Source organism: Leisingera sp. XS_AS12 (assembly GCF_041224635.1).
Classification (GTDB): Bacteria; Pseudomonadota; Alphaproteobacteria; order Rhodobacterales; family Rhodobacteraceae; genus Leisingera.
The window spans coordinates 112,468-138,609 of record NZ_JBGFGM010000093.1; the positions used below are offsets into that span (position 1 = coordinate 112,468).

The following is a 26,142-nucleotide window of genomic DNA, read 5'->3' on the forward strand; positions in this document are numbered from 1 at the left end:
CTCGGCATTTGGCTGTTGGCGGCTGGTTTGTCAATTGCCCCCGCAAGGCGGGCTGCGTGGGGTATATCATTCAAGGTCCGGCAGGCTGACACCGCGCTTCCTGGCGCTTTCCTGAACGGCGGAACGGAGTGTCTTGCTGCGGCTCAGCAGGCGGCGGAAGCGGTTCTCGTCCAGCTCCAGCAGGGTTGTCGGTGCAATGACCCGGATCTCGGTGGGGAGAGTTCTCCTTGCCAGAATTGCCATCTGGCCGAACATGTCTCCCCGGCCCAATCGCACGACCTGGCCAGCCGTTTCTGCCTCCACGGCACCGGAGGCGATGAAATAGACGCTGCGCACCGGCGTGTCCTTGCGCAGGATGACTTTGCCTGCGTTGACGTAATGCGTTTTCAGAACCCGTGCCAGGCGCCGGGTTGCGGTCTCGTCGAGATCGGCGAAGAGGGGGAATTGACGGACCAGCGCGGTCTTCTGCACCGCGATGTCAAGCCGGGGGCGCGTTTCGGCCTTGGCCCGCCGCGCCTCCAGATCCTGCATAACCGACATGTAGACCTCGGCTCCGACCAAGCCGTCCTCGCGCATCGACAGGTACTCGCGCTCCTCAAGCCGCAGTGCGGTGCGGCGGATGAAGCGGCGTTCCAGCTGCTCGGCATAGCCGGGGTATTGCAGGCGTAAGCCGTCCAGAGCGGTCTCCACCGCGTCCACCCGGCGCGTCAGCAACTCGTGCAGCAGTTCCGCGACCCGGCGGCCGTGAATGCGGCGGATGCGGTTGTCTATAAAGCTTCCCAAGTCACGCAGGATAAGCCTTTGAGAGAGCAGGAGTTCAAACCGGTCGGCCGTGATCCGTGCCAAGGGCGCGGAGATGCCAAGCCGGGAATTCAGCCAGCCCGCGATCCGGAACGTCGGGCCATAGGCAAGATTGCGCCTTGCGACGCGTTGGTATCCGCTGCGCCCTTGCGAGCGGGCACCTTCGATCAGGCGGTCTGCATTCGCCAGCGCCATTTCAGCCATGCGTGCCGAAATCGTCTGTTCGCGCAGACGCGCCAGAATGCTGTCGCGCTCGTGGCCCGCCAGCGCAATCAGCCCAAGGGTGATCCGGTCGCGATCAAGGATATCGGCGCTGTCCTCGGCCCGTTTCACGGCGGCTTCGAGACGCTCGCCAAACTGGATGGCCTCGGCGCGTACGGTTTCGCGGTTGAGTTCGTAGTTCTCGTTGGTCTGCGCGATATCTTCGCGCACTGTCTGCAGCGCCACGGCGACCACTTGGCGGGACAGCGCCTGGTCAATGGAGGACAGCTGGTCGAGGCCGAGGCGCCCGATCACCCAACGCAAGGTGGTGCCCTGTACCAACAACGTAAACAGGGTGAACCCGGTGGCGAGGATGCCGACCACGCGTTGGATCTCCGCGGGCACGCGAAAGCTCTCGGTCACGGCCAGGGCCAGCGCCAGCGTGACCGCCCCGCGAAGCCCGCCCCAGAGGATCGCGACCCGGTAGGGACGTTCCACTTTCGGGGACAGCTTGACCTTGGTCAAAAGCGGCAGCAGCGCAAACAGGATGACGGCCCGTGCAGCGATTGCTGCAATGACCACCACGCCGACCAGCAAGACCTCCTGCAGCGAGACCTTCTCCAGCAGGCGTGGGATCAGCAACGCAGCGAGGATAAAGATCAACGCACCGGCCCAATGGGCCAGCACATCCCAAAGCTCGCGCAGGTTTGCCCAGGCCTGCGGCGGCAACCTCCCGGGCGCTGTGAGATTGAGTGTGAGACCACTGGCGACAACCGCGATGACGCCGGAGGCGCCGACGCTTTGCTCTGCGATGATATAGGCGAGGTAGGGCAGGGCGGCGGAGATGGAGACCTGCGCCAGCTCGTGACGCCGGAACAGTCCCATGATCCAGACCGCGGCGCGCGCCAAGGCCCAACCGGTTCCCGCGCCGCCCAGGATCAGAAGCGGGAACCGGGCCAGGGCCTCTTCCAGATCGGGATCAGGCAGCCCCAGCATGACGAACCCCATGAACAACCCAAACAGCGCAATCGCCGCGGCATCGTTTAAAAGACTTTCACCCTCGATGATGCGCGCCAGTCGGCGGGGGGCAGAGATCGACCGAAAGATCGAGACAACTGCAGATGGGTCCGTGGTTGAAACGATGGAGCCGATCAACAGGCACGCGGCGAGCGGCAGGGCGCTCACCCAAGCCAGCGCATATCCCACGCTGAGGGTGGCGACGACCACTGCCACCACGGCCAGCATGAGGATCGGCACCCAGTCATCCAGCATCCGCCGCAGTTCCATGCCGAGTGTGGCCTGGAACAACAAGGTTGGCAGAAACACGTAAAGGAACACATTTGAGCGGATCGGCAGGCCGAGAATTGCTTCTGCCACCGGATTCAGGGCGTCGGTCAGCTCGGTATGCAGGAAAAAGGCCGCAGCGATTGCGATCAGGCTGCCAAAAACAGCGAGGATCACGCTGTAAGGCAATCGCAGTCGTGCGGCCAGCGGTTCGGCCACGCCAATTACAAGAAACAACGATGCGATAATGGTGGTGACGACAACGATATCCATGAAGTTCCGTTACCCCAACAACTCCCGGACGTGTATCGCAATTTACGGGTTCCTGCGGATATCAGCCGTGCGTGCCGAATTTTTATTCAGCGGCGACAGTGGGTTTGGCCCAATCCTCCCATCCGGTGCCTGTTCGGGTGATCGGTCCATCCCAGGCAAAGGGAATTTGGTGTATCGTGGTGTCTTTTCCTTCAGTGCATATCACGAAATAGGCGGGGGCCATCGGTGCGCCCTGCAGAAATTCGCTTTCGTTCATGTCGGGCAACGACTGGTTGCCGGTCGAGGGCACGCTGGCAAACGGCACACCTGCAAAGACGCCGTGAACAGGCGCGTGAACATGGCCAAAATGGATGTAGTCAATCTTTGCAGCATGCTGGCGGATCAGCGCATGGAGTGGCGCACGGTGCTCTGCGATAAGTGCGATTTTGTCCTCGGCTGGCAGCCCCAGCGGCATCGGGTTGTGATGCAGGAAGATCCTTGCACGCGCGCAGCTTTCCAGCTCGGCCGCCAACCAAGCGCGGCGGGCAGAGCAAAAATGACCTGCATGCGTTCGCTCGCCCACGCTGTCGAGGTAGATGAAACGGGTTTCGCCGACCGTCTCGGCATGATTGACGAACCCGTGCGGATCGATGGGGTGATCGCCAAAGACGGCACGGAATTGGGCGCGGTCATCGTGGTTGCCAATCATCAGGCGGACGGGGATGTTCAGACCTGATATGGCCGTTTTCAGAGCTTCATAGGCGGCGCGCTCCCCCCAATGCGCCAGATCACCAGTGATGACGATCCGGGCAGCGTCGGGATGGTGTTCGGCCACATGCCTCAGCGCCTGATTAAAGCGCACATGCGGGTCGAGGCCGCCCATCTCTTCGCCCGGGACGGTCAGGTGGATATCGGAAATGTGAATGATTTTCATGTGTTTGCTCTGGTCACTCGAGGGCCCGACCGCGCAAGTGGCCTTGGCGCGGCCGGGCTGTATCATTAGCTGTTCGGCAGCAGGTCAGAGATTTCGTCGACCAGCTCTTCTTGCAGCGCTTCCATGTCGGTGGCGTCCCCGGTGACGAGCCGTTCGATCCCGTCATAGATCACCTGGGTGATGGCCAGCCCGTTGGTGCCGGGATAGGCCTGCCAATCGCGCAGAAGCGGCAGTTGGTCCACTGCGGTCTGCTTGTTGGGGTTGCGTTCGTAGAAGTCGGCGAGGATCACCTCGTTTGCGGCTTTGTTCGGCGGCATGTAGCCGGTGGTCTTGGCAACTTCGGCTGCGCCGCTGCCCGAGGTGATGAATTTCAGCCAGGCCCAGGCTGCCTTTTGCACCTCGGGATCGTCGGAAGTCGAGGTCAGCATCGCTGCGTTGCCGCCAGCAGGCAGTCCCTTGGGGGGCGTCCCCATGCCCGGGAAGGGGCCGGTGACCAGTTGAAAGTCGCCTTGTGACCGTTCGACAGCGCCCAAAGCCGACGTCGACCAGAACATCATGCCAATTTCCCCGGCGGAAAAGGAGGCCAGAGCGGCTTTCCAATCCAGGTTCTGCATGTCGCACCGGGTGAAGATCTCCTGCATCTGCTGGAGGGCTGCCAGGGCCTCGGGGCTGTCCATGGTCACGGCCCCGTTTTCGACGATCGCCTCGTCCTGCGACCACATCAGCGCTTGCAGAAACCAGTTTCCGGTAACGTTCCAGCCCCAGAAGATCGGGTTGTCCACCCCTTCGGCTTTCATGGTTTCGCAGGCTGCGATGACCTCGTCCCAGGTCTCGGGCAACGCGTCAACCCCTGCTTTGCGCAGGATATCCATGTTGTAGTAACCGACCGGCAGCGAGACCGAAAATGGCAGGCCGTAGACCGCTCCGTCAAAGGTCGAGAGGGAGAGCATGGCATCGTGATAGCCGTCTTTGGCGAAATCCGCTTCGTCGGCAATGAACAGGTCCAGCGATTTGGCGATGCCTTTTTCGACCAGGATCTGCTGACGGTTCAGACCCTGCATTGTCACGTCGGGCAGGTTTCCCGAAACGGCTTCGCGCAGGATCGTGTTGGTGCCGTCCTCATAGGAGTCATAAGTGGCGCGAAACTTCACCTCGATGTTGGGATGCGCTGCCTTGAACTCGGGCATCATCGCCTCGTAGGTGACGTCAAACAGGTGGCTGTAGGGGTAGGCGAACTCGATGGTCACGGTGTCCTGGGCCATCGCGGCAGAGGCGGATACCGCAAGGGCGATTGCGGGCAGGGTGGGTTTCATGGAACTCTTCCTCTCATTCCTGGATTGGAGCGCAGGTGTTTGGCAAAGCGCGCTCTGCTATGATCCCGGTCGGGATTTCGGGAGGGTGCGGCGCGTGCCGCACCCGTAACTCACTTCATTCCGCTCAGGGTGATGCCTTCGATGAACCGCTTCTGTGCCAGCAGGAAGGCAACGATCAGCGGCGTGACGATGACGGTGGCGGTGGCCATCATCGGGCCGAAGTAGGATCCGTCACCGTCTCCCTTGAATTCGCGGAGCCCCAGCGGCGGGGTGAACAGATCCCGGTTGCCCGTCACCACGATGCGCGGCCAGAAGTAGTCGTTCCAATGTGCAACGATCGAGAAGATGGCGAAGGCCAGCAGTGCGGGGATGGCCGTGGGCAACATCACGCGCCACACAATTGCGAATTCGCCCATCCCGTCCATGCGCGCGGCATCGATCAGGTCATCGGGGACCGTCATGAAGAACTGCCGCATCAGGAAGATCCCGAAAACGCTGATGGTCCATGGCACCACAAGCGCCGCATAGGTGTTGGTCAGACCAAGTTTCGCCAGGATTATGTAGAGCGGCAGCGCGATGGCATGGACCGGGATCAGCAAACAGAACAGCACCAGGCCGAACACCGCCTCCCGTCCCCAGAATTTCAGCTTGGCCAAGGCATAGGCCGCAGGCAGCGCCACAACTGCCTGGATCAGAAAGATCGACACCGTCACCGCGATCCCGTTCAGCAGGTAGCGCAGCAGTGGCGCTTCCGAGAACGCCTTGGTGTAATTGAACACAACCGGCCGCATGGAGCAGGCGCTCTTCGCCTCGGCGATCAGAGCGGTTCGAATCGCATTTTCGGTCTGGCCGGGAAAGCGTTGGCTGGCTGCTGCGATATCCTTGCGGTCAGGTGCACGCAGGCTGACACAGCGTTCATCGACCATCAGCTCCTGCCGACCAAAGAAGCCGCCTTCCCCCCTCTCGATTTCACCGGGGGATTTGAAAGAATAGCTGACCATCAGGTAGAAGGGCGCGATGACGACGATAATGCCAAGGATCAGGATCAGATGTTTCCACCAGTCGCGTGTCATCAGTAATGGACCTTTCTTTCGACCAGCCAGCGTTGGATGAGTGTCAGGAACATGACGAACGTCAGAAACAGCATGGTGATGGCGGAGCCGATCCCGATCAGGTTCTGTTGCACGCCTTTCTCGAAGATGGCGAACATCATCACGTAGGTTGACTTGTTGGGCCCGCCGCCCTGGGGCCAGAAGGCTTCGACCGTATCAAAGACCTGAAAGGCGCGGATGCAGGTGATGGTGACAACGAAAACGGTGGTGGGGCCGAGCGCTGGCCAGGTTACAAGACGGAACCGGTCCCATGCGGATCGGGCGCCATCCATTTCCGCAGCGTGGTACAGCTCACGATGGACGGAGGTCAGCCCGGCCAGATAGAGCACCATGTTGAAGCCGAACCCCTGCCAGACTCCGATGAAGCAGATCACCCAGATGGCGTAACGCTTATCTCCGAGCCAGACCGGAAAGCGATCCGCGCAGCCGTTGGCGAGGAAGGGCCAGACCCGTTCCAGAAACGTCCCGCAGCCCAGTTCCAGCGTCCGGTTGAGCATCCCGATAGTTGGGTGCAGCATGAACTCCCAGGCGATTGACATCGCCAGCAGCGTGGCCATCACGGGCAGAAAATAGATCGTCTTGTAGAGGGCGCCGAACCGCCCCAGAGAGTGGATTAGAATGGCCGCCCCCAGTCCCAAGGCGACGGATAGGGGCACGACGGTGACAACATACGTCAGCGTTGCGATGAACATCTTTTCATAGGAGGCGCGCGTGAACAGCTTTTCGTAGTTCGCGCTGCCGATCCAGTTGAAGCTGTCGTTGCCCAGCGAGTAGTCGGTGAAGGAAAGCCAGCCCGCGATAGCGACCGGTACCAGTAGGATCAGGACCATCAGGATCAGTGCGGGACCAGTCAGGGTCCAAGCCGCTCGATAATCTCTGATTACTGGGGCGGAATTGGTAGGGGTCGGCGGGGGCGTGCTCGCCTTCCCGGCGGATGGGACGTCAGGTGCAGGCATGTTACGCGACCTCGGGTTTTGCGGCGAACGTCGGGCGCAGCTGCCGCAGGCGCTTGCCATGGGGATCGAACAGCAGGGCTTTTGCAGGATCGAATTCCAACCCCACCGGTGAGCCAAGTTGAAGCGCACGGCGTTGCTCGGGGTTCGCTCGCAGTGTGACGCGCTCTTTCAAAGCTGCGACTTCGACTTGTACGAAAAGCTCCGCGCCAAGGTTTTCGCGGTGTACGACATGGCCACGGATCGGGGCATTCTCACCCGCAAGCCGCAGCGCTTCGGGACGCAGGCCCAGCGAGCCCACGCCACGGCCGACGCCGACGACCGAGAGCTCCAAGCGGCGGTCCAACAGGTGCAGTTGGCCGTCATCAGCGATCTCCACGGGGAGGATGTTGATCTTGTGAGCGCCGATGAACTCCGCCACGTCGATGTGGTCAGGATCTTCGTAAATGGTTTCTGGTGTTGCGCATTGCAGGATGCGCCCCCCCATCATCACCGCGATCCGGTCTGACATCGTCATCGCTTCCACCTGATCGTGGGTCACATAGACAAAGGTGGCCCGCAGTCGGCGATGCAGCTGCGCGATTTCCGCCCGGGTCTGCACCCGCAGCTTGGCGTCGAGGTTGGAGAGCGGTTCGTCCAGAAGGAAGGCCGCGGGTTCCCGGACCAGGGCCCGCCCCAAGGCAACCCGTTGGCGTTGCCCGCCCGAGAGCTGCCCGGGTTTGCGGTTCAGGAGATGCTCGATCTCCAGCATCTTCGCCGCTTGATGGACGTCGTATTCGATTTTGCGGCTAGCGGCGCGACCCGACGGCAGCAGCCGAGCCGCCAGGGGCAGGCGCTGGAGCCTGCTCAACCGGCGCATCTTCAGCGGCACGGCAATGTTGTCCGCAACGCTGAGATGTGGGTAGAGCGCGTATGATTGAAAGACCATTGAAAGGTTGCGATCGGCGGCCCGTCGGTCGACAACCGACTGGCCCGCAATTCGGATATCGCCGCTGGTCTGTGCCTCCAGCCCGGCGATGATACGCAGCAAGGTGGATTTGCCGCAGCCGGACGGGCCGACCAGAGAGACGAACTCTCCGTCTGCAATATCCAGTGAAACACCTTTGAGCACATCCGTCTCATCAAAGCGTTTCGTCACGTTCACTATGCTCAGCTCGGTCATCTGATTCCTCCGTCTGATGGAGGCGGTGTAAGAAGCTGAGCCTTCACTTTTGTGACGTCATATAAGTGAGACTAATGGCAGCTAGGAGTGCGGCCAAAAGGGACCGATACCATGCGCGCCAACCATCACCAGTTCGTTGCCTTTGCCTACGTCGTGCGCGCGGGCAGTTTCTCGGCCGCGGCGACGCGGCTCGGGGTGTCGCAATCCGCGGTTACGCAACATGTGGCTAAACTGGAAAAACAGGTCGGATCGCAGCTGTTGTTGCGCAGCCGGGATGGCATTTCGCTGACGCGAACAGGGCAGGAGTTCTATGATCTCGCCGACCGTCTGGTCGCGCTGGATTCCGAAATCAGCGAACGTCTTGAAGGCTTTGAAGCCATGGCGCGCGGACATATCAAGGTCATTGCGAATGCCCCTCTGCCCGCTCTAAGGGCGATCAGCCTGTTCCGGCAAAGCTACCCTGATGTCGAAATAGACTTTGGTGTATACGCATGGACGACGGCAGTGCGATTGCTGCGGGAAAGGAAAGCGGATGTCGGGTTGATCACCGATCCCCCAAAAACCGACGATTGGGAGCGGGTTCCGGTCCAGACTGTTCGCTATGCCGCCTATCTGCACCCGTCCTCGCCGCTGGCAAACCGCGAAGTGCTGCGGTTCGAGGATCTGGCCAAGGAAACGGTCATCCTTCCGGAAAGCGGCTCACTGACGGAACGCGTGGTCCGCGAAGCTCTGGTAAAACACGGGTGCGAGTTTCATCGCACCATAAAGATCACCACCTTTCCGCTCATGTGCGAGGCGGTGCTGCAGGGCGCTGGCGTCGCCATCTTCCTTGGCAACAGCGGATTGATCGCGCGTGGGTTGGTGGAATTGCCCGTCGCCGAATTGTCGCATAGGCATGAGACTGCGGTTGTTGCACCGAAAGACAGGGCGCGGCTTCGGTTGGTCAAAGCCTTTGTCGAGCTGGCATCCTCGTCAGACTTTCGCTGACGGGCGTCGGGGCAAGATTATTCTGGGTCGTTCAAGTTCAGGCAATTGCGGAACAGCTCGCCTGATCCTGTAGCCACGCGACCAACGCGGAAACTTCCGGCCGGAACCGATTGCGTTTCTTGGGGAGCACCAGATAGTGCCCCTGTCGCGGTGGCAGCGTAAGCTCGCTGGCCTGAACAAGGGTGCCACGCTCCAGGTAGGGTCTGGCGAAGACCTCGGCCACCAAGGCGGTCCCTTGACCACGGCTTGCCAGTTCCAACGCGATCAGGGACTGGTCAACCTTGTAGGCAGGCTCGTCCATCTGGCAATCAGGGGCATGCAGGGCGAAGAAATGCCGCCATGTGTCGACGACGCCCGCCAGTTCTATCAACGGCCCCTGTGCCAATGCGTTTGGGCCACCGTGGGTACGCAGGGCAGGGGCACAGACAGCGATGACTTCGTTGGTCATAAGCGGCAGCACTTCCCCGTCGGACCAGTTGCCATCGCCGTAGCGGATATCAACGTCGATCTCCTCGCCATCCGCGAGTTCGGCCCAGGATGCCGACAGAACCCGCAGGCGACTGTCCGGATGCGCGCCCCTGAAATGCTCCAATCGGGGGACCAACCACAGCAAGTTTAGTGAACTGACACAGCGCAGGGTTATTTCTGCCTCGGCGCCCTTGCCAAACAGGTTTGAGGTCGTGGCATCGAGATCGGCAAATGCCTTGGCCACCACTGGCCTGTAGGCCTGACCCAACCGCGTCAGCACAAGTGCCTTGCGCTCCCGTCGAAACAGCTTGTGACCGAGCTGCGCTTCAAGGCCCCGTACCTGATAGCTGACTGCAGAGGGCGTCAGACCTAACTCCTCGGCGGCGAGGGTGAAATTTCCGAGGCGGGCGCTGGCGTCGAAGGCACGTAGCCACGGCAAGGGGGGAAGCTCTTTGTACATTTCCCTACATTATCGGCTCTGCGAATTTTTTTAAGGCTATCACGAATTTTTTTTCGTTTTGGATTTGACCGAGAGGTTTGTAACGCTCGTGCGACAACACCAGTATCAGGCAGGGCGCAGTGGCGGAGTACGACTACATAATCATCGGAGCAGGATCCGCCGGCTGCGTGCTGGCGGACCGGCTGAGCGCTTCGGGACGTCACAAGGTGCTGGTGCTGGAGGCCGGTGGTCGAGGCTGGTCGCCGTGGATTGCGCTACCACTGGGCTACGGCAAGACTTTCTTTGATCCTAAGGTCAACTGGAAATTCCAGACCGAACCGGAAGAAGCCCTCGCAGGGCGAAGCGGGTATTGGCCACGGGGCAAGGTGGTCGGCGGCTCTGGCGCGATAAACGCGCTGGTCTATGCCCGCGGGCTGCCCCGGGATTTCGACGACTGGGCCGACGCCGGGGCAGAGGGCTGGGATTGGGAGACTGTTCGCCAGACCTACGAAGCGATGGAAAGCCGCAGCGATGCGGACGGGACGTTGCAGGGCGAAGGGCCGCTGCATGTTCAGGATGTCTCGGATCAGATCCATCCTGCAAACCGGCATTTCTTTGCGGCTGCTCAGGAACTTGGCCTGCCGTCCACGGACGATATCAACGGTGCTGCAAACGAGGGCGCGGCGATCTATCGGATCAACACGCGGGGCGGCCGTCGGATGCATTCGGCGCGGGCGTTCCTGAAACCGGCGTTGAGGCGCTCAAATGTCGCGCTGATGACCGGGGTACTGGCAGAGCGGATCGTTTTCGAAGGTCAACGCGCGGCTGCCGTTCAGGTGCTGCATAAGGGCAAGCGACGTACACTGAAAGCTGGTCGTGAAATCATTCTTTCAGCCGGGGCCGTGGGCTCGCCGCAGCTTTTGCAACTGTCGGGGATTGGTCCCGCGGAGGTTCTCAAATCTCATGGGATCACGCCGCGACTTGCAGCGCCGCATGTGGGTGGAAACCTGCAGGACCACTTGGGCATCAACTACTATTTCCGAGCAACTGAACCCACATTGAACAATATGCTGCGCCCCTTCACGGGCAAGGTTCGCGCTGCGCTGCAATATGCGTTGACCCGGCGTGGACCGCTGGCCCTGTCGGTCAATCAGTGCGGCGGCTATTTCCGCTCCGGTCCGGATCAGCGCCACCCTGACCAGCAGCTGTATTTCAACCCGGTCACCTATACCACGACGCCGAACGGCAGGCGTACGGTGGTGCAGCCGGACCCGTTTCCGGGCTTCATTATCGGATTTCAGCCGGCTCGACCCACCAGCCGTGGTCGTATCGACATCAGTGCCGCTGACCCGGCGGCCCCGCCCCGCATCCGCCCCAATTCGCTTGCGACCGCGGAGGATCGCGCGCAGGTCGTGGCCGGCGGGCGCCTGTGCCAGCGACTGATTACGACTGCCGCACTGGACAGGTTGGTGGACACGGCGATGGAGCCGGATCTGCGGCGTATGGACGATGCGCAGATCCTGGACGATTTCCGCGAGCGTTGCGGCACCGTCTTTCACCCTGTCGGCACCTGCCGCATGGGGCGGGATGCGCAGGACGCGGTGGTCAGTCCGCGCTTGAAGGTGCATGGGGTGCAGGGGCTGCGCGTCGTCGATGCCTCGGTTTTTCCCAATCTGACCTCGGGCAATACCAATGCCCCGACCATGATGCTGGCGTACCGCGCCGCTGATCTCATTCTGGAGGACGCATGAGCACGCCTTATTCCATGTCCGGCGCGGTGCCGGTCGCCAACGTTCGCAGCAAGGACGACACCGGTCCGCGGATCCGCCGGATCGAGACCTTCTGCACGCCGCTGGTCGGCTTTGTGCGGGTCACCGCAGAGGACGGCAGCACCGGCTGGGGGCAGGTGTCCACCTACAGCAGCGATCTGACCTGCGAGATCCTGCACCGGCAGGTGGCGCCTTGGGCGCTGGGGCGCGGTATGGATGCGCTGGAGGACGTGATCGCCGAGGTCCCGCTGCGCGAGCACAAGTTCCCTGGAACCTATCTGCGCCGGGCCATGGCGGGACTGGACACCGCGGTCTGGGACTGGCGCGGCAAGGCGGCGGGAAAGCCCGTGGCTGAACTGCTGGGCGGCACGGCAGGGCCGCTGCGGGCCTATGCCTCCTCGATGCGGCGCGACATCACGCCCGAGGATGAGGCCACGCGCCTGCGGCGCCTTCGCGATGACCATGGTTTTGATGCCTTCAAGGTGCGGGTCGGCGCCGAATGTGGCCAGGATCGGGACGAATGGGAGGGACGTACCGAGGCGATCATCCCGGCTATCCGCAAGGCCATGGGACCGGATGCGGCGTTGCTGGTTGACGGCAACTCGGGGTTTGGCCCCGCCCGCGCGATCGAGGTCGGGCGGATGCTGGAGGCCAACGGTTACGAACATTTCGAGGAGCCTTGCCCCTATTGGGAGCTGGAACAGACCGCCGAAGTCACCCGCGAATTGTCCATCGACGTGGCGGGTGGCGAGCAGGACTGGGACCTGCAGCAGTGGAAGCGGATCGTTGCGATGCGCGCGGTCGACATCATTCAGCCCGATATTCTGTACCTGGGCGGCATGGTGCGCAGCATGGAGGTCGCCCGCATGGGCCATGCCGCCGGGCTGCCTTGCACCCCGCATGCGGCCAACCTGTCGCTGGTGACTCTGTTCACCATGCATCTGTTACGCGCGGTGCCCAATCCCGGCCGCTATCTGGAATTCTCGATCGAGGGCGACGACTACTATCCCTGGCAGCGCGAGTTGTTCCGCAACGATCCCTTCACCATCACGGACGGTCAGGCGGTTGTGAGTGATGCCCCCGGTTGGGGCGTCGAGATCTGCCCCGAGTGGCTGGCCAAATCCACCTACAAATGCAGCGAGGACGCATGATGACCTCCGACCGGATGATTTCCACCTATTTCGAAACCGGCACCCTGCCGGATCTGCCGCGCGACCATTTCATCGATGGCGCATTCTTAGCGGCCGACAGCGGCAACCGCATGGAAAGCTTCGATCCCGGCACCGGCGAAGCCTTTGCCGATTTTGCCGCCGGCACCGCGGCCGATGTGGACCGCGCCGTGACCAGCGCCGCCGAAGGCTTCGAGGTCTGGCGCAACACGCCGCCCGCTCGTCGCTGCGCCATCCTGAACGAGGTCGCGCGCCTGATGCGCGCCGAGGCGGACAGGCTGGCGGTGATCGAAAGCCTTGACAGCGGCAAGACGCTGGCTGAGGCGCAGGGCGATGTTGCGGGTTCGGCACGTCTGTTCGAATACTACGCAGGCGCGGCGGACAAGCTGGACGGGCGCAGCGTCAACCTTGGCAACGGAAACGCCGCCTTCACCCTGCGAGGGCCAGTGGGTGTGACCGCGCATATCGTGCCGTGGAACTATCCGACCTCGACGCTGGTACGCGGCATCGCCCCGGCGCTGGCGGCGGGCTGTTCGGCGGTGGTGAAACCGGCGGAAACCACGCCCTTTACCGCGCTGATGATTGCCGAACTGCTGCTACGCGCGGGCGTGCCTGCCGGGGTCGTCAACGTGGTCACCGGCACCGGCATCGAGGCCGGTGCGCCGCTGGTCACCGACCCTCGGGTGCGGCACGTGACCTTCACTGGTTCGGTTGCGACCGGCGTGGGCGTGATGCAGAACGTGGCCCCGAATGTGACTGGGCTGACGCTGGAACTGGGGGGCAAGTCGCCGCTCATCGCCTTTGCCGATGCCGATCCGGAGGATGTGGCCGAGGGCGCACTCTGGGCCATTTTTTCGAACTCTGGGCAGATCTGCTCGGCCGGATCGCGGTTGGTGATCCACCGTGATCTGCACGCCGAGGTTCTGGAACGGTTGGCCAAAAAGGCGCAAGGCGTGCGTTTTGGCCATGGGCTGCGCAACCCGGACATGGGGGCCGTCAACTCCGAACGCCATCTGGAGCAGATCGCGGGGCACGTTGAGCGCGCTCGCGCCCGGGGTGTCGAGATCGTCACCGGTGGCAACACGGCTACGGACCCGGAAACTGGTAAGGGCTGGTTCTACGAGCCAACCATTCTGGATAACCTCAGCGCGAGCGATGATGCGGTGCTGCAAGAGATATTTGGACCCGTTCTCGCCGTGCAGATCTTTGAAAGTGAAGAAGAAGCTTTGAGCCTTGCCAATGGCACCGATTTTGCCCTGGCGGCCGGTATCTATACCAACGACATGTCCACCGCGCTACGTATGGCACAGCGTGTCGATGCGGGGCAGGTCACCGTCAACGATTATTGGGCGGGAGGGATCGAGCTGCCCTTTGGCGGCAACCGGAAATCCGGGTTCGGCCGCGAAAAAGGGCTGGAGGGGCTCGACGCCTATACCCGTTCAAAATCTATCACACTTGCAGTGTAAGGCGCTGCAAAGAGGCATTTCCCAAGGAGGAGGAACATGATGCTGAAGACCACCACCGCCCTGGCGGCACCGACCCGTCGCGGTTTTCTGGCGGGCGCCGCGGCGGGCGGGATGGCCCTGGGGCTGGGTCTGAACACCCGCGCCCACGCCGCAGAGCCCAAGAAGGGCGGAACCCTGCGGGTGGGCTATACCCAAGGCAGCACTTCGGATTCTCTGGACCCGGCGACCTACGCAAACGACTTCATGTTCGCCACCAGCTATGCGGTGTTCTCGACCCTGGTGGAAATCGCCCCGGATGGCTCGGCCCAGCCGGATCTCGCCGAAAGCTACGAGGCGACCCCGGACGCGCGTGTCTGGACGTTCCGGTTGCGCGATGACGCCACATTCTCGGACGGCAAGACCGTCTCGGCTGTCGATGTGATCTCTTCGATCCGTCATCATATGGGGCCGGACTCCAAGTCAGGCGTGAAGCCGCTGCTGGCGCAGATAAAGGACATCCGCGCTGACGGCGACAAGGTGGTGATCTTTGAGCTGGATGACGGCAATGCTGATTTCCCTTTCATCTTCAATGACTACCACCTGACCATCCGGCAGAACAAAGATGGCTCCATCGACCCTGAAAGTCGGATCGGTACTGGTGGCTATGTGATCGAGGCTTTTGAGCCGGGCGTGCGTATCGAACTGAAGCGCCGCGACGATTACTGGAAGGTTGGGCGGGCCCATTTTGACAAGGTGGTGCTGCTGAAGGTTGGCGATCCGGCGGCACGGATGAACGCGCTGATGACCGGCGAGGTCGATCTGATCGACCGCCCGGACCTCAAGACCATCCACTTGCTGAAACGCAACCGCAACATCAAGATCCACACCCAGAACGGCACCCTGCATTACACCATGCCGATGCAGGTGACCGCAGCGCCGTTTGACGACGTGAACGTGCGCCTGGCGTTGAAGCACGCAATTGACCGCGAGGCGATCGTGCAGAAGGTGCTGAAGGGCTTTGGCACGGTAGGCAATGACCACCCGATCGCGTCGTCCATGCCCTATTACAACGCCGATCTGGAACAGCACGCCTATGATCCCGACAAGGCGAAGCACTACCTGTCCAAGTCCGGACTCAGCAGCCTGGATGTGGCGCTGCACACCGCAGATGCGGCCTTTAACGGCGCAGTCGATGCGTCTGTGCTGTTCTCCGAGGCGGCCAAGGGCGCGGGCATCAATCTGAAGATCGCGCGCGAGCCCGATGACGGCTACTGGTCCAACGTCTGGCTGCAAAAGCCCTTCTGCTGCAGCTACTGGGGCGGCCGTCCGACACCGGATCTGATGTTCTCTGCCGGTTATGCCGCCACCGCCGACTGGAATGACACCAGCTGGAAAAACGAGCGCTTCAACCAGCTCTTGGCCGAAGGTCGGTCGCAGCTGGACCAGGGATTGCGCGCCGAGATCTATGGCGAGATGCAGCAGCTGTGCCAGGCCGACGGTGGGGCGCTGATCCCGGCTTTCGGCCAGTATGTCTCGGCGATGAGCACCAAGGTGCAGACCCCCGAGCGGATCTCGGAAATGTGGGATCTGGACAGCATCCGGTTCATCGAGCGCTGGTGGATGGCCTGATCCGTCCTCCAGAGCTGCAAATGCATGAGGCGGCCTGGCTGGGCGGCCTCATGCAGGCGTGTTTTCTGTCGCGACTTAACAGGAGGCTTTGAATTGCCCCCATTGATGAAGCTGATCTTCAGCCGACTGGCCCTTGGCGCCGTGACGCTGCTGGCAGTCTCTGCGCTGATGTTTGTCGGCGTCGAACTGCTGCCGGGTGATCTTGCCCAACAGATCCTCGGCCAGTCCGCCACACCGGAAACGCTGGCCGCCTTCCGCGCCGAACTCGGCTTGGACCAGCCTGCGCATCTGCGCTACCTTGACTGGCTGGCGGCCGCCGCGCAGGGGGACTTTGGCACCTCGATGGCGTCGCAGCGGGCAGTTGCGGATTTGCTGTCCACGCGCCTGACAAATACCATGTTCCTTGCCTGTTACGCCGCCGTAATCGCGGTTCCTGTGGCGATCCTGCTGGGACTGCTCAGCGCGCTGTGGCGAAATTCGCTGTTCGACCGCAGCGTCAATGTCGGCGCCCTCGGTGCGATCTCGATGCCGGAGTTCTTTGTCGCCTACCTGCTGGTTCTGTTCCTGTCGATCCGCATGGGCTGGTTTCCGACGCTCGCCCGCATTGATGAGGCTTCCTCCTTCGGCGATGCGCTCTACCGCAGCTTCCTGCCTGCGCTGACCCTGATCCTGGTGGTCATCGCCCACATGATGCGAATGACGCGCGCGGCCATCATCAACGTGCTGGCGGCCCCTTACATCGAGATGGCCCGACTGAAGGGCGTGCCGCGCTGGCGGGTCATCGTGCTGCATGCGCTGCCCAATGCGCTGGCACCGATCATCAACGTGGTGGCGCTGAATCTCGCCTACCTGATCGTCGGTGTTGTCGTGGTGGAGGTCGTGTTCTCCTACCCGGGCTTGGGGCAGCTTTTGGTCGATGCCGTTGCCAGCCGCGATTTCCCGGTCGTGCAGGCTGTCGGCCTGTTTTTTGCCGGCACTTACATCACCCTGAATGTGCTGGCCGACATCCTGTCGATCCTGTCCAACCCGCGCCTGCGGCACGCACGATAAAGGAGCGCAGACTTGAAAACCCTCAAATCCGCCCCGCCTACCGCGTTGCTGGGAATGCTGATCCTGGCTGCCGTATTGGTTACTGGGGTGTTTGCCCCGCTATTGGCGCCCTACGGGGAAACCGAAATCGTCGGGGTCGAATACGAACCCTGGAGCGCCGCCTTCCCGCTCGGCACCGACAATCTGGGCCGGGACATGCTGTCGCGGATGATCTACGGCGCCCGCAATACCGTCGGTTTGGCGCTGCTGACCACCGGCATCGCCTTCACCGCAGGCGCGGCTCTGGGCATGGTGGCCGCGCTGAAGGGCGGCTGGATAGACCAGATCCTGTCGCGGGTAATCGACGTGTTGATGGCCGTTCCGCCGCTGATCCTTGCGCTGATGCTGTTGGCCATTGTCGGTCCTTCTATCCCCAACATGGTGGGCGTTATCGCGGTGATCTACATCGCGCCGGTGTTTCGCCTGTCGCGCGCCGCGGCAATGAATGTGGTCAGCCAGGATTTCATCCAGGCCGCCCAGCTGCGCGGGGAGGGGACGTTGTGGTTGTTGCGTCGCGAGGTGCTACCGAACATCTCCTCGACTCTGATTGCAGAGTTTGGCTTGCGCTTCTGCTTCGTGTTTCTCTTCATTGCCGCGCTCAGCTTCCTTGGCATTGGCATTCAGCCGCCCACCGCTGACTGGGGCTCGATGGTGAAGGAAAACGCGACGCTGATCACCTTTGGCGACATTACCCCGCTGATCCCGGCAGCAGCCATCGCGCTGCTGACCATTGCCATCAATTTCATTGTCGACTGGATGCTGCACCGCGCCAGCGGCCTGAAGAGCTGAGGACACGCCCATGAGCAAGCTACTGGACATCTGCGGCCTGCGGCTCGAGGCGGGGCCGAAGGGGAAGCGCACCACCATTTTGCATGGTCTGGACCTGAGCCTGAACAGGGGCGAGGTGTTGGGGTTGGTGGGCGAAAGCGGCGCGGGCAAGAGCTCAGCCGGGCTGGCGGCGATGGGCTACACCCGCGAGGGGGTAGAGATCACCGCGGGCGAGATCCTGTTTGACGGGATCGACCTTGCGCAGGCAAGCACGGCGACGCTGCAAGATTTGCATGGGCGCCGCATTGCCTATGTGGCGCAGTCTGCGGCAGCCAGCTTCAACCCGGCGCACCGGCTGATCGACCAGTTCTGCGAGGCACCATTGCTGCATGGCACCGCCGCGCGGGCCGAGGCCGAGGCCGACGCCATCGCACTCTACCGCCAGATGCAGCTACCGGACCCTCAACAGATTGGTTTTCGCTATCCGCATCAGGTGTCAGGCGGCCAGTTGCAGCGGGCGATGACGGCCATGGCGATGGCGTGCCGACCTGACCTGATCATTTTCGACGAGCCGACGACGGCGCTGGATGTGACCACCCAAATCGAAGTTCTGGGAGCGATCCGCGATATTGTCGAACGTTATGACACGGCGGCGATCTACATCACGCACGATCTGGCCGTCGTCAGCCAGATGGCCGATCGCATAACGGTGATGCAACATGGCCGGGAGGTGGAAACGGCGCAGACGCGAAAGATGTTGGAGGCGCCCGAAGCGGACTACACCAAGTCGTTGTGGGCCGTGCGGGCGCTGGATCGACCCCGACGCGATACGAACGACACGGAGACGGTCCTGTCACTGAGCGGGGTTACTGCAGGCTATGGAACCACCAAGGTGCTGGATGGTGTCAGCCTCGACCTCCTCAAAGGCCGGACCACTGCGGTTGTTGGCGAAAGCGGATCGGGAAAGTCGACCTTGGCCAAGGTGATTGCCGGCGTTTTGCCGCCCGGAGAAGGGGAGGTTCTGTGGCAGGGCAAACCCCTTCCCGGGCCTTATCAGAAGCGCGACCGCGCCACGCTTCGTCATATCCAGATGGTGTACCAGATGGCGGACACCGCCCTGAACCCGCGTCACACCGTGCGCGAGACACTGGAGCGACCTGTACGGCATTTCCTGGGTCTGCGCGGATCTGCGCTGCGGGCGCGGGTGAACCAATTGATGGAACTGATCGAGTTGGATCCGGCGACCTTCCTTGATCGCCGCATTCCCGAGCTGTCAGGTGGACAGAAGCAGCGCATCGGCATCGCGCGGGCCCTGGCGGCGGAGCCGGAGTTCATTATCTGCGACGAGGTCACCAGCGCGCTTGATCAGCTCGTGGCGGAAGGGATCTTGCGGCTGTTGTTGCGGCTGCAGGATGAGTTGGGGCTGACTTATTTGTTCATCACCCACGATCTCGCCACGGTTGAGGCGATTGCCGATCAGGTCGTCATCATGCAGCGGGGAAAGATTGTAGAGACCGGTGCGCAGCATCAAATTTTCGCCGCGCCGAAGTCGGATTACACGAAACGGCTGCTGGCCTCGGTTCCGCAAATGGACGCGGGCTGGCTTGACGGCGTCAGGCAGAGACTGGCCAGTTGAACACCCCCGAGCACTTGGCACAAATTTCCGGCCCCAATGGAGATAACCTTGGGACCGGGATAGTTGATTCAAGTCGCTACTGGTGTTTCAGCGGCGTCAGATCCTGTTGGTAACTTTAACTGTCAGGTCGTAGGAGCCACCCGCTTCAGACTGATCTTACACAACGCTTTCGCGATGGTGACCGGTTTTCTGGCAACGGCGGTGAGCGCTGCGGCCTGCTTCGGGCCGACATGCGAAGAAGCAGGCGATGACCTCCGCATCGATAAGGTCTATGCCAGCGCGCGTGCCTCGGCTCTGCGCAAAGGCCGTCACCTGAGCTGGTGGCACCTGCCGACTGCAACGCCTCCTCCCCAAAATGCCCAGAGCTGCCATTCTGGACCGCCAGTCGACGTAAGTGGGCAAGGACAACTCTGTTACGGGCAAGATCCGCGAGTGCAGCATGACCTGTCGGAGCATTGGGCACTCTGCAACGATGCCCATCGGGGTGGCGATAAAGGTCCAGCCGATCACGGCTGACGTTTGTCAGGGCGTGCTGGCTGGCAGAAATTCCTTGGTACACCTACGCGGAGTGTTGCGATGGTTTCAATCCGGGATACAGACGCGAAACCCTTTGTCCCTTGGCGCTCCTCTGCACCTGTCCGCGCCATAGCCACGATCAGCAAGCAGCCAACTGACTCATGGTAAGATCCGTAGCGGTGCCCGCGAGCCGATGTAATCGGTGTTCTTCCCTGCGGCCTTTAACAGGCTGACTGGCCGACACTTGCCGTTCCGGACGGCATTCTGTGTCTGGTTAATGCCGCCCGGGCCGAAAGCGACATGTATTGAATCAGACAAGCGGGCCTCTCGGCCCGCCTGGCTCTGTTTTTATATTGGCAGCGTTCAACTGCGCCGGGCGAATGCTGAATAGCCCGGGAAACGGACCGGAAAGAACGAGGTTTTCTGTCACCGCCCCGAGAATGTCACAGTTTCCCGGTCAGTTCCGGCACGGCCTGAAACAGATCGGCGACAAGCCCGTAGTCAGCCACCTGGAAGATCGGCGCCTCTTCGTCCTTGTTGATCGCAACGATAATCTTGGAGTCCTTCATACCGGCAAGGTGCTGGATCGCGCCCGAGATACCTGCGGCGATGTAAAGATCTGGGGCAACTACCTTGCCGGTCTGACCGACCTGCAAGTCGTTCGGGGCGAAGCCCGAGTCCACGGCGGCCCGCGAGGCACCAACGGCGGCACCGAGCTTGTCAGCCAGTTTCTCGATCAGGGCGAAATCTTCCTGACTGCCCACGCCACGTCCACCCGAGACGACGATACCGGCCGAGGTCAACTCGGGTCGGTCACTTGCCGCGACCTTGTCTTCGACCCATTCGGAGAGGCCCGGTTTGTCCGCCACCGAAATGTTCTCGATCGGGGCCGAACCACCTTCACCAGCCGCGTCAAAGGTCGAGGTCCGGACGGTGAGCACCTTCTTTGCATCCGAGGACCTGACGGTCTGGATCGCATTGCCAGCGTAGATCGGGCGCTCGAATGTCTTGTCATCGACAACGCCCGAGACATCCGAGATCACCATCGCATCAAGCAGGGCTGCGACACGCGGCATGATGTTCTTGGCGTCGGTGGTGGCGGGGGCGACTATGTGCTCATACGCATCAGCCAGCGACACGATCAGCGCAGCGGTGGATTCCGCAAGACGATGACCCAGCGAGGCGTCCTCGGCGACCAGCACCCTGGAAATGCCGTCGATCTTGGCGGCGGCCTCTCCGGCGGCAGCGGCAGACCCACCGCAGCACAGCGCGGTCACTTCACCCAGTTTGGTGGCGGCGGTGACGGCCTTTGCGGTCGCGTCGAAAACGAGTTCGCCATCTGCGACTTCGGCGAGAAGAAGAACAGCCATTACACAGCCCCCGCGTCTTTGAGTTTTGCAACAAGCTCGTCGACCGAGCCCACGATTTCACCAGCTTTGCGGGCCTCGGGTTCGTCGGTCTTGACGATCTCAAGGCGCGGGGTGACATCGACGCCGTAATCGGCCGCGGTTTTCTCATCCAGCGGCTTTTTCTTGGCTTTCATGATGTTCGGCAGCGACGCATAGCGCGGCTCGTTCAGGCGCAGATCCACGGTGATGATCGACGGCATCTTGACTTTGATCGTCTGCAACCCGCCGTCGACCTCGCGGGAGACCAGCGCGTGATCGCCTTCTATGTCGAGCTTCGAGGCAAATGTGCCCTGCGACCAACCCAACAGCGCAGACAGCATCTGGCCGGTCGCGTTCATGTCGTTGTCGATCGCCTGCTTGCCTGCCAGAACGATACCCGGTTGCTCTTCCTCGACGATCGCCCTGAGGATCTTGGCCACCGCCAGCGGTTCGATGTCGGTATGGATATCATCGGCGGCCACAACCAGGATGGCGCGGTCGGCACCCATTGCAAGCGCGGTGCGCAGCGTTTCCTGGGCTTGCTTGACCCCGATCGACACCGCGACCACTTCATCTGCCTTGCCGGCTTCCTTGAGGCGGATCGCCTCTTCGACGGCAATTTCGTCAAAGGGGTTCATCGACATTTTTACATTGGCAAGATCGACACCGCTTCCATCCGCTTTGACGCGGACCTTTACGTTATAGTCGATCACGCGTTTGACAGGCACGAGCACCTTCATGGGCATGGTCTCCAAGTTGTTGTTTGGAATTGATGAAACGACTGAAGGCCGGTGGTTGCGCGCCTGAGGAACAGCGCGTGGACATCGTGGGTGCCTTCATCGGGGGTCACGGTTTCAAGGCATCAGCAAATGCCGAATGACATGAAATTCTGCGGACATCGCGTGGCCGCCACGCGCCTCGGGTTCGGTGCAGGCAGCGAAAAGATCCGCGAAGCAGCAGGACTGTCGGTCGTTTTCTGGCGGCGGCTTTCATCCCGGCCGGGGTTGGAACCATTCATGTCATTCACCACCTGCGCTATCCCTCTGCCGCGGGTCGGGCCAGCTGGTCCGCGAAAACGGACACCAGTTTGTGTTTCAGAATCTTGCCTGTCGGCGCAGCCGGGAGCTGGGTTGTCAGGATGATGCGGGATGGCCGCTTGTACCCAGTCAAACGATTGGCGGCAAAGGCGGCGAGTGCCTCCTGGTCCAGCGCCGTCGGATCAGCGCACTGAACAAAGGCGAGGATTTCCTCGTCGCCGTTGACGGAATTGCCGATCACGGCTGACTGGATCACGTCAGGATGGTCGTTCAACGCGGCTTCGACCTCGGGCGGGTAGACGTTAAAGCCGCCGCGAATGATCAGTTCCTTGCAGCGTCCTACCACGTGCAGATTGCCCGCCTCATCCATCTTTCCAAGATCACCGGTGCGCAGCCATCCGTCTGCGTCAATGGCGCGTGCGGTTTCTGCCGGGTTCCTGAAATATCCCTTCATGACCTGCGGGCCGCGGACCAGAATTTCACCGGCATCCGGATCGCCCTCCGCGCCGACCGAGGTGTCGAGCCGGATTTCTGTCTCCGGCAATGCAAAGCCCGCACTGATATCCGGAGACCCGATGGGATTGCGGGTGCTGCAGACGCCTGCGGTGCTTTCCGTCAGCCCGTACCCGTTTTGCAGGGGCAGCCCGTAGAAAGCCTCGGCCTTGCGTTTCCATGCCGGATCAAGGGGGGCTGCGCCGGAGGAAACATAGCGCAATTTACTGTTTTCGAGCCGTGTAAGCCCCCGATCCTTGGCATATTGCATCAGCAGGGCGTGCATCTGCGGCACGGCGGGCAGAACGGTGGCTTTGTCCATCAGCGCCGCATACAGGGCGTCCGGACGAAAGCGGGGTTCAAGCTGGATCGTCGCCCCGATACCGCAGGCGGCCATCAGCATAGAAGCAAGCCCGAAAACATGGGTCAACGGCAGCACGCCATAGATCCTGTCGTTCTGTCTCATGCCGCGCAGCTCGGCCGAGGCGCTGCCGGCAAAGCGCAGGTTGGCGTGAGTCAGCATCACCCCTTTGGGGTCGCCGGTGGTGCCGGTCGTGTAGAGCAGAACGGCGGTTTCGTCCGGGCCGCCCTCGACCACTTCCGGGGCGCTGGCACCGGTGACGGCGATGGCGAAACTCCCAAAGGAAGTTTCCTGCGGTTCAGCGCGCGCGGTCTCCGCATGTGCTGCGGCTTCTTTGGAGGCTTCGGTTGTGAAGACAGTCACGCGCGGCGTTGCATGCGCCATCACGCGGGCGATTTCGGTTGCGGTCATGCGCGCGTTGATTGGCAGCGCGTAGGCCCCGACGATGCTGGCCGCAAAAATGAAGACCGCCGTCGTGATGCAGTTTTCAGCCACGATCGCGACGCGGTCGCCAGGCTGCACGCCCCGGTTTTGCAACAAGGTGGCGGCTTCGGCGATCGCCGCCTGGTATTCAGTGTATGTGACTTGGTGGCCGCTGCCATCTATCAGGGCAATCGCATCGGGATAGGCACGCGCGCTCTCCTCGACAAGATGATGAATCCGGAAGCTGTTTACGGTCATGATGCCAGCACCTCTGCGCGTTGCGTTGCAAGGGAATGGGGGCGCAGGCGCGCCAGCGCGACACCTGCCTCTTGTTCCAGTTGGGCGACAATGTCTGCCAGCGGGGCGATGGCGTCGGTCAGGCCCAGGGCCTGTCCTGCGGACAACATCCCGCGCGACACGTCGCCGGTTTCATATGCCTTGCGGCCAATCGCGCCGGACACATAGGGCATCAGCTCGGCAATGCTGATATCGGGGTTATCTGCCTCAAGCTGCCGCACGATCTCGGTCGTTTCGTTGCTGAGCGTGCGCACCGTGTTGCGCACGCTGCTCATCGTCAATGTCGTGTCTCGTTCGTTGGCCGCCACCAAGGCCCGCTTGTATTGCAGGTGTGCCGAGATTTCCTCGGACACCAGAAAGCGTGTGCCGATCACCACACCCGCAGCGCCGGCGGCCAGGGCCGAGACGATCTGGCTACCGGCACCGATGCCGCCGCCGATCAGAAAGGGGATATCGAGCTGGCGTTCGGCCAGCGCCTGGTTGACCATGCTTCCGATCAGATCGAGCCCGGGGTGGCCGCCGCATTCCGCGCCGACGATGGAGACCATGTCGACCCCAACTTGCTGTGCCTTCACCGCGTAGCGCACGCTTGGCACCTTATGCAGAACTTGGATGCCAGCGTCCTTGAGGAACGGTAAGAAGGCTTCGGGATTGCGCCCCGAGGTTTCGACAAAACGCACGCCCTCATCCGCGATCAGGCGGAAAGTGTCCGCAATCCTTTCGCCTTCGACCAGTTTTGGCAGCATTGAGACATTCACACCAAACGGGCGATCACCGCAGAGCTTTCGGCACGTCACGATCTCGGCGCGCAGGTCGGCGGGCTCGGGAAAGCTGGCCGCCGTGAGGAAGGACATGATGCCGGCATTGGCACCGGCAGCCACATAGGACGCATCCGAGAGCCACATCAGGCCACCGGCGACAATGGGCAGACGGCACCCATAGGTCCGAGTAACGGCGGTGTCGAAGATCGGATCTGTCATGTGGTGCCTCGCGCTTTGGTAAAGTCAGGACGGCGTTTTTCGAGGAATGCGGCGATGCCTTCGGCGGCTTCCGCGGCAGCAATGGCATCCGCCATTGCATCGCGTTCAGCGTTCATCTGCTCCACTCGGGATGACGTATGTGCGCTGTTGACCAGCGCTTTGATGCGGACCTGGGCACCGGATGGCCCGGCGCCCAGCCTCTCGGCCAGCGCAAGCGCGGTCGGGACAACGTTGCCCGCGGGTTCAATCTGCGAGATGGCCCCAAGGCTGAACAGGCGTTCTGCCGTCACCGGCTCCCCCAGCAAGGTCATGCGCATCACCAACTCGCGTGGCAGGTGCGCGGCCAATGTGCTGGTGAGGCCACCATCTGGGACCAGTCCGGCCTTGACGTAGGCGGCGGTGAATGTCGCATCCCGGTCAGACACGATCATGTCGCAGGCAAAGGCAAGCGATACACCGGCGCCAGCCGCGCCTCCCTCGACGGCGGCGATCACCGGTTTCGGGCAGTTCAGGACCGCGCGGATCACGTTATGCAGTTCTTCAATCCGCGCGAGACGCTGATCTCGGGGCATCTCCCGGCGGGTTGCAAGCAGGCCGAGGTCGCCACCGGCACAGAAATATCCGCCTTCTCCCCGCAGGACGACCGAGGTGATGCGGGGCTTTCTCGCCGCAAGGTCCAGTCCATCGACCAAGACGCGATAGAGGTCCGGCGACAGCGCATTCCGCTTCGAGGTGTTCGAATTGACGACAATCAGGTGATCACCATGGTCTTCGCAACGGGCAAGCTCATGCATCAGCCGTCACTCCCTTTCGGTGCGCCCAATTTGTCAGCTGGGACGCGTTTGAATACACCCGTTGCCGTGGCTATCAGCCGACCCGACCCGTCCCGCAATTCGCCATCCACGAACAATAATGAACGGCCACCACCCACGATTTCTCCGGTTGCGATCAGGTTTGATTTCTCGGTCGCAGCAGCGACGAACTGCGTGGTGAGCGAGACGGTCAGGAACGGTGCGCGACCGCTTGGGTCAACCGACAGGCTGGCGGTTGCGCCCATGGCGCTGTCCAGCATCGTCGTGGCGATGCCACCGTGCAGGACAGTGTGGCGATTGAGGTGATGATCGGTCACCGACAGCGTGCAACGAGCACGCTTGTCGGGTTGTCCGACGTCAATGACATAGCCGATCAGCCGCTGAGTGCCGGTTTCGTCTTTTATCAGATCGCCCGCCGCCATGGA

At 61.9% G+C, this 26,142-nt stretch carries 21 protein-coding genes; 8 read left to right on the top strand and 13 right to left on the bottom strand.

Annotated features, from left to right (window positions below; translation table 11 throughout):
• Window positions 1–66: 66 nt before the first annotated feature.
• From AB9K35_RS10040 to AB9K35_RS10065, 6 genes are all read right to left on the bottom strand, one after another.
• Complete coding sequence (locus AB9K35_RS10040; protein WP_369925748.1) at window positions 67–2,559, bottom strand: cation:proton antiporter; 2,493 nt, start codon at window positions 2,557–2,559, stop codon at window positions 67–69.
• Between the two features lie 82 nt (window positions 2,560–2,641).
• Entirely contained in the window at window positions 2,642–3,472 is an 831-nt protein-coding gene (locus AB9K35_RS10045) for a metallophosphoesterase (protein ID WP_369925750.1), read from the bottom strand.
• Between the two features lie 65 nt (window positions 3,473–3,537).
• Window positions 3,538–4,785, bottom strand: a complete 1,248-nt coding sequence (locus AB9K35_RS10050) for an ABC transporter substrate-binding protein (protein WP_369925752.1) — start codon at window positions 4,783–4,785, stop codon at window positions 3,538–3,540.
• A gap of 110 nt (window positions 4,786–4,895) precedes the next feature.
• Window positions 4,896–5,858 carry a carbohydrate ABC transporter permease gene (locus AB9K35_RS10055; RefSeq protein ID WP_369925754.1) on the bottom strand — a complete coding sequence of 321 codons (963 nt, stop codon included), beginning with the start codon at window positions 5,856–5,858 and terminating at the stop codon, window positions 4,896–4,898.
• A complete protein-coding gene (locus AB9K35_RS10060; RefSeq protein ID WP_369925756.1) occupies window positions 5,858–6,727 on the bottom strand; it encodes a carbohydrate ABC transporter permease in 870 nt (289 codons plus the stop codon). Before AB9K35_RS10060 ends, AB9K35_RS10055 begins: the two co-directional genes overlap by 1 nt.
• A 127-nt stretch (window positions 6,728–6,854) precedes the next feature.
• Window positions 6,855–8,012, bottom strand: a complete 1,158-nt coding sequence (locus AB9K35_RS10065) for an ABC transporter ATP-binding protein (protein ID WP_369925758.1) — start codon at window positions 8,010–8,012, stop codon at window positions 6,855–6,857.
• Between the two features lie 111 nt (window positions 8,013–8,123).
• Between AB9K35_RS10065 and AB9K35_RS10070 the strand changes: the two genes are divergently transcribed.
• Window positions 8,124–8,999 carry a LysR family transcriptional regulator gene (locus tag AB9K35_RS10070; protein ID WP_369925760.1) on the top strand — a complete coding sequence of 292 codons (876 nt, stop codon included), beginning with the start codon at window positions 8,124–8,126 and terminating at the stop codon, window positions 8,997–8,999.
• Window positions 9,000–9,036: 37 nt separating this feature from the next.
• Here the strand turns inward: AB9K35_RS10070 and AB9K35_RS10075 are convergent, their stop codons facing one another.
• Window positions 9,037–9,906 carry a LysR substrate-binding domain-containing protein gene (locus AB9K35_RS10075; protein WP_369925761.1) on the bottom strand — a complete coding sequence of 290 codons (870 nt, stop codon included), beginning with the start codon at window positions 9,904–9,906 and terminating at the stop codon, window positions 9,037–9,039.
• Window positions 9,907–10,046: 140 nt separating this feature from the next.
• On the opposite strand from AB9K35_RS10075, the gene AB9K35_RS10080 reads away from it, so the two are divergent.
• From AB9K35_RS10080 to AB9K35_RS10110, 7 genes are all read left to right on the top strand, one after another.
• Complete coding sequence (locus AB9K35_RS10080) at window positions 10,047–11,657, top strand: GMC family oxidoreductase (RefSeq protein WP_369925763.1); 1,611 nt, start codon at window positions 10,047–10,049, stop codon at window positions 11,655–11,657.
• A complete protein-coding gene (locus AB9K35_RS10085; RefSeq protein WP_369925765.1) occupies window positions 11,654–12,826 on the top strand; it encodes a mandelate racemase/muconate lactonizing enzyme family protein in 1,173 nt (390 codons plus the stop codon). The genes AB9K35_RS10080 and AB9K35_RS10085 overlap by 4 nt, the downstream gene beginning before the upstream one ends.
• Complete coding sequence (locus AB9K35_RS10090; protein ID WP_369925767.1) at window positions 12,823–14,310, top strand: aldehyde dehydrogenase family protein; 1,488 nt, start codon at window positions 12,823–12,825, stop codon at window positions 14,308–14,310. The genes AB9K35_RS10085 and AB9K35_RS10090 overlap by 4 nt, the downstream gene beginning before the upstream one ends.
• 36 nt (window positions 14,311–14,346) lie before the next feature.
• On the top strand, window positions 14,347–15,918 hold the full coding sequence (locus AB9K35_RS10095) for an ABC transporter substrate-binding protein (RefSeq protein ID WP_369925769.1): 1,572 nt from the start codon (window positions 14,347–14,349) through the stop codon (window positions 15,916–15,918).
• Between the two features lie 93 nt (window positions 15,919–16,011).
• A complete protein-coding gene (locus AB9K35_RS10100) occupies window positions 16,012–16,968 on the top strand; it encodes an ABC transporter permease (protein ID WP_369925771.1) in 957 nt (318 codons plus the stop codon).
• A 54-nt stretch (window positions 16,969–17,022) separates the two neighbouring features.
• Complete coding sequence (locus AB9K35_RS10105; RefSeq protein WP_369925852.1) at window positions 17,023–17,796, top strand: ABC transporter permease; 774 nt, start codon at window positions 17,023–17,025, stop codon at window positions 17,794–17,796.
• A gap of 10 nt (window positions 17,797–17,806) precedes the next feature.
• A complete protein-coding gene (locus tag AB9K35_RS10110; protein WP_369925773.1) occupies window positions 17,807–19,411 on the top strand; it encodes an ABC transporter ATP-binding protein in 1,605 nt (534 codons plus the stop codon).
• Window positions 19,412–20,370: 959 nt separating this feature from the next.
• Here the strand turns inward: AB9K35_RS10110 and AB9K35_RS10115 are convergent.
• The 6 genes from AB9K35_RS10115 to AB9K35_RS10140 all read right to left on the bottom strand — a co-directional run bounded on the left by AB9K35_RS10115 (window position 20,371) and on the right by AB9K35_RS10140 (window position 26,139).
• Entirely contained in the window at window positions 20,371–21,297 is a 927-nt protein-coding gene (locus AB9K35_RS10115) for an electron transfer flavoprotein subunit alpha/FixB family protein (protein WP_369925775.1), read from the bottom strand.
• Window positions 21,297–22,055 carry an electron transfer flavoprotein subunit beta/FixA family protein gene (locus AB9K35_RS10120; RefSeq protein ID WP_369925777.1) on the bottom strand — a complete coding sequence of 253 codons (759 nt, stop codon included), beginning with the start codon at window positions 22,053–22,055 and terminating at the stop codon, window positions 21,297–21,299. The genes AB9K35_RS10115 and AB9K35_RS10120 overlap by 1 nt, the downstream gene beginning before the upstream one ends.
• A 295-nt stretch (window positions 22,056–22,350) precedes the next feature.
• The gene (locus tag AB9K35_RS10125; RefSeq protein WP_369925779.1) at window positions 22,351–23,886 is read right to left on the bottom strand and encodes a class I adenylate-forming enzyme family protein; all 1,536 of its coding nucleotides are present in this window, start codon (window positions 23,884–23,886) and stop codon (window positions 22,351–22,353) included.
• A complete protein-coding gene (locus AB9K35_RS10130) occupies window positions 23,883–24,905 on the bottom strand; it encodes an NAD(P)H-dependent flavin oxidoreductase (protein ID WP_369925780.1) in 1,023 nt (340 codons plus the stop codon). The genes AB9K35_RS10125 and AB9K35_RS10130 overlap by 4 nt, the downstream gene beginning before the upstream one ends.
• Window positions 24,902–25,699 carry an oxepin-CoA hydrolase, alternative type gene (locus AB9K35_RS10135; protein ID WP_369925782.1) on the bottom strand — a complete coding sequence of 266 codons (798 nt, stop codon included), beginning with the start codon at window positions 25,697–25,699 and terminating at the stop codon, window positions 24,902–24,904. Before AB9K35_RS10135 ends, AB9K35_RS10130 begins: the two co-directional genes overlap by 4 nt.
• On the bottom strand, window positions 25,699–26,139 hold the full coding sequence (locus AB9K35_RS10140; RefSeq protein WP_369925784.1) for a PaaI family thioesterase: 441 nt from the start codon (window positions 26,137–26,139) through the stop codon (window positions 25,699–25,701). The genes AB9K35_RS10135 and AB9K35_RS10140 overlap by 1 nt, the downstream gene beginning before the upstream one ends.
• Window positions 26,140–26,142 lie beyond the last annotated feature (3 nt).

Bases quoted from the DNA above. Each gene is read 5' to 3' on its own strand.
- AB9K35_RS10040 (WP_369925748.1), bottom strand. From the start codon at position 2,559: ATGGATATCGTTGTCGTCACCACCATTATCGCATCGTTGTTTCTTGTA.
- AB9K35_RS10045 (WP_369925750.1), bottom strand. From the start codon at position 3,472: ATGAAAATCATTCACATTTCCGATATCCACCTGACCGTCCCGGGCGAA.
- AB9K35_RS10050 (WP_369925752.1), bottom strand. From the start codon at position 4,785: ATGAAACCCACCCTGCCCGCAATCGCCCTTGCGGTATCCGCCTCTGCC.
- AB9K35_RS10055 (WP_369925754.1), bottom strand. From the start codon at position 5,858: ATGACACGCGACTGGTGGAAACATCTGATCCTGATCCTTGGCATTATC.
- AB9K35_RS10060 (WP_369925756.1), bottom strand. From the start codon at position 6,727: ATGGTCCTGATCCTACTGGTACCGGTCGCTATCGCGGGCTGGCTTTCC.
- AB9K35_RS10065 (WP_369925758.1), bottom strand. From the start codon at position 8,012: ATGACCGAGCTGAGCATAGTGAACGTGACGAAACGCTTTGATGAGACG.
- AB9K35_RS10070 (WP_369925760.1), top strand. From the start codon at position 8,124: ATGCGCGCCAACCATCACCAGTTCGTTGCCTTTGCCTACGTCGTGCGC.
- AB9K35_RS10085 (WP_369925765.1), top strand. From the start codon at position 11,654: ATGAGCACGCCTTATTCCATGTCCGGCGCGGTGCCGGTCGCCAACGTT.
- AB9K35_RS10090 (WP_369925767.1), top strand. From the start codon at position 12,823: ATGATGACCTCCGACCGGATGATTTCCACCTATTTCGAAACCGGCACC.
- AB9K35_RS10095 (WP_369925769.1), top strand. From the start codon at position 14,347: ATGATGCTGAAGACCACCACCGCCCTGGCGGCACCGACCCGTCGCGGT.
- AB9K35_RS10105 (WP_369925852.1), top strand. From the start codon at position 17,023: ATGCTGATCCTGGCTGCCGTATTGGTTACTGGGGTGTTTGCCCCGCTA.
- AB9K35_RS10110 (WP_369925773.1), top strand. From the start codon at position 17,807: ATGAGCAAGCTACTGGACATCTGCGGCCTGCGGCTCGAGGCGGGGCCG.
- AB9K35_RS10115 (WP_369925775.1), bottom strand. From the start codon at position 21,297: ATGGCTGTTCTTCTTCTCGCCGAAGTCGCAGATGGCGAACTCGTTTTC.
- AB9K35_RS10120 (WP_369925777.1), bottom strand. From the start codon at position 22,055: ATGAAGGTGCTCGTGCCTGTCAAACGCGTGATCGACTATAACGTAAAG.
- AB9K35_RS10125 (WP_369925779.1), bottom strand. From the start codon at position 23,886: ATGACCGTAAACAGCTTCCGGATTCATCATCTTGTCGAGGAGAGCGCG.
- AB9K35_RS10130 (WP_369925780.1), bottom strand. From the start codon at position 24,905: ATGACAGATCCGATCTTCGACACCGCCGTTACTCGGACCTATGGGTGC.
- AB9K35_RS10135 (WP_369925782.1), bottom strand. From the start codon at position 25,699: ATGCATGAGCTTGCCCGTTGCGAAGACCATGGTGATCACCTGATTGTC.
- AB9K35_RS10140 (WP_369925784.1), bottom strand. From the start codon at position 26,139: ATGGCGGCGGGCGATCTGATAAAAGACGAAACCGGCACTCAGCGGCTG.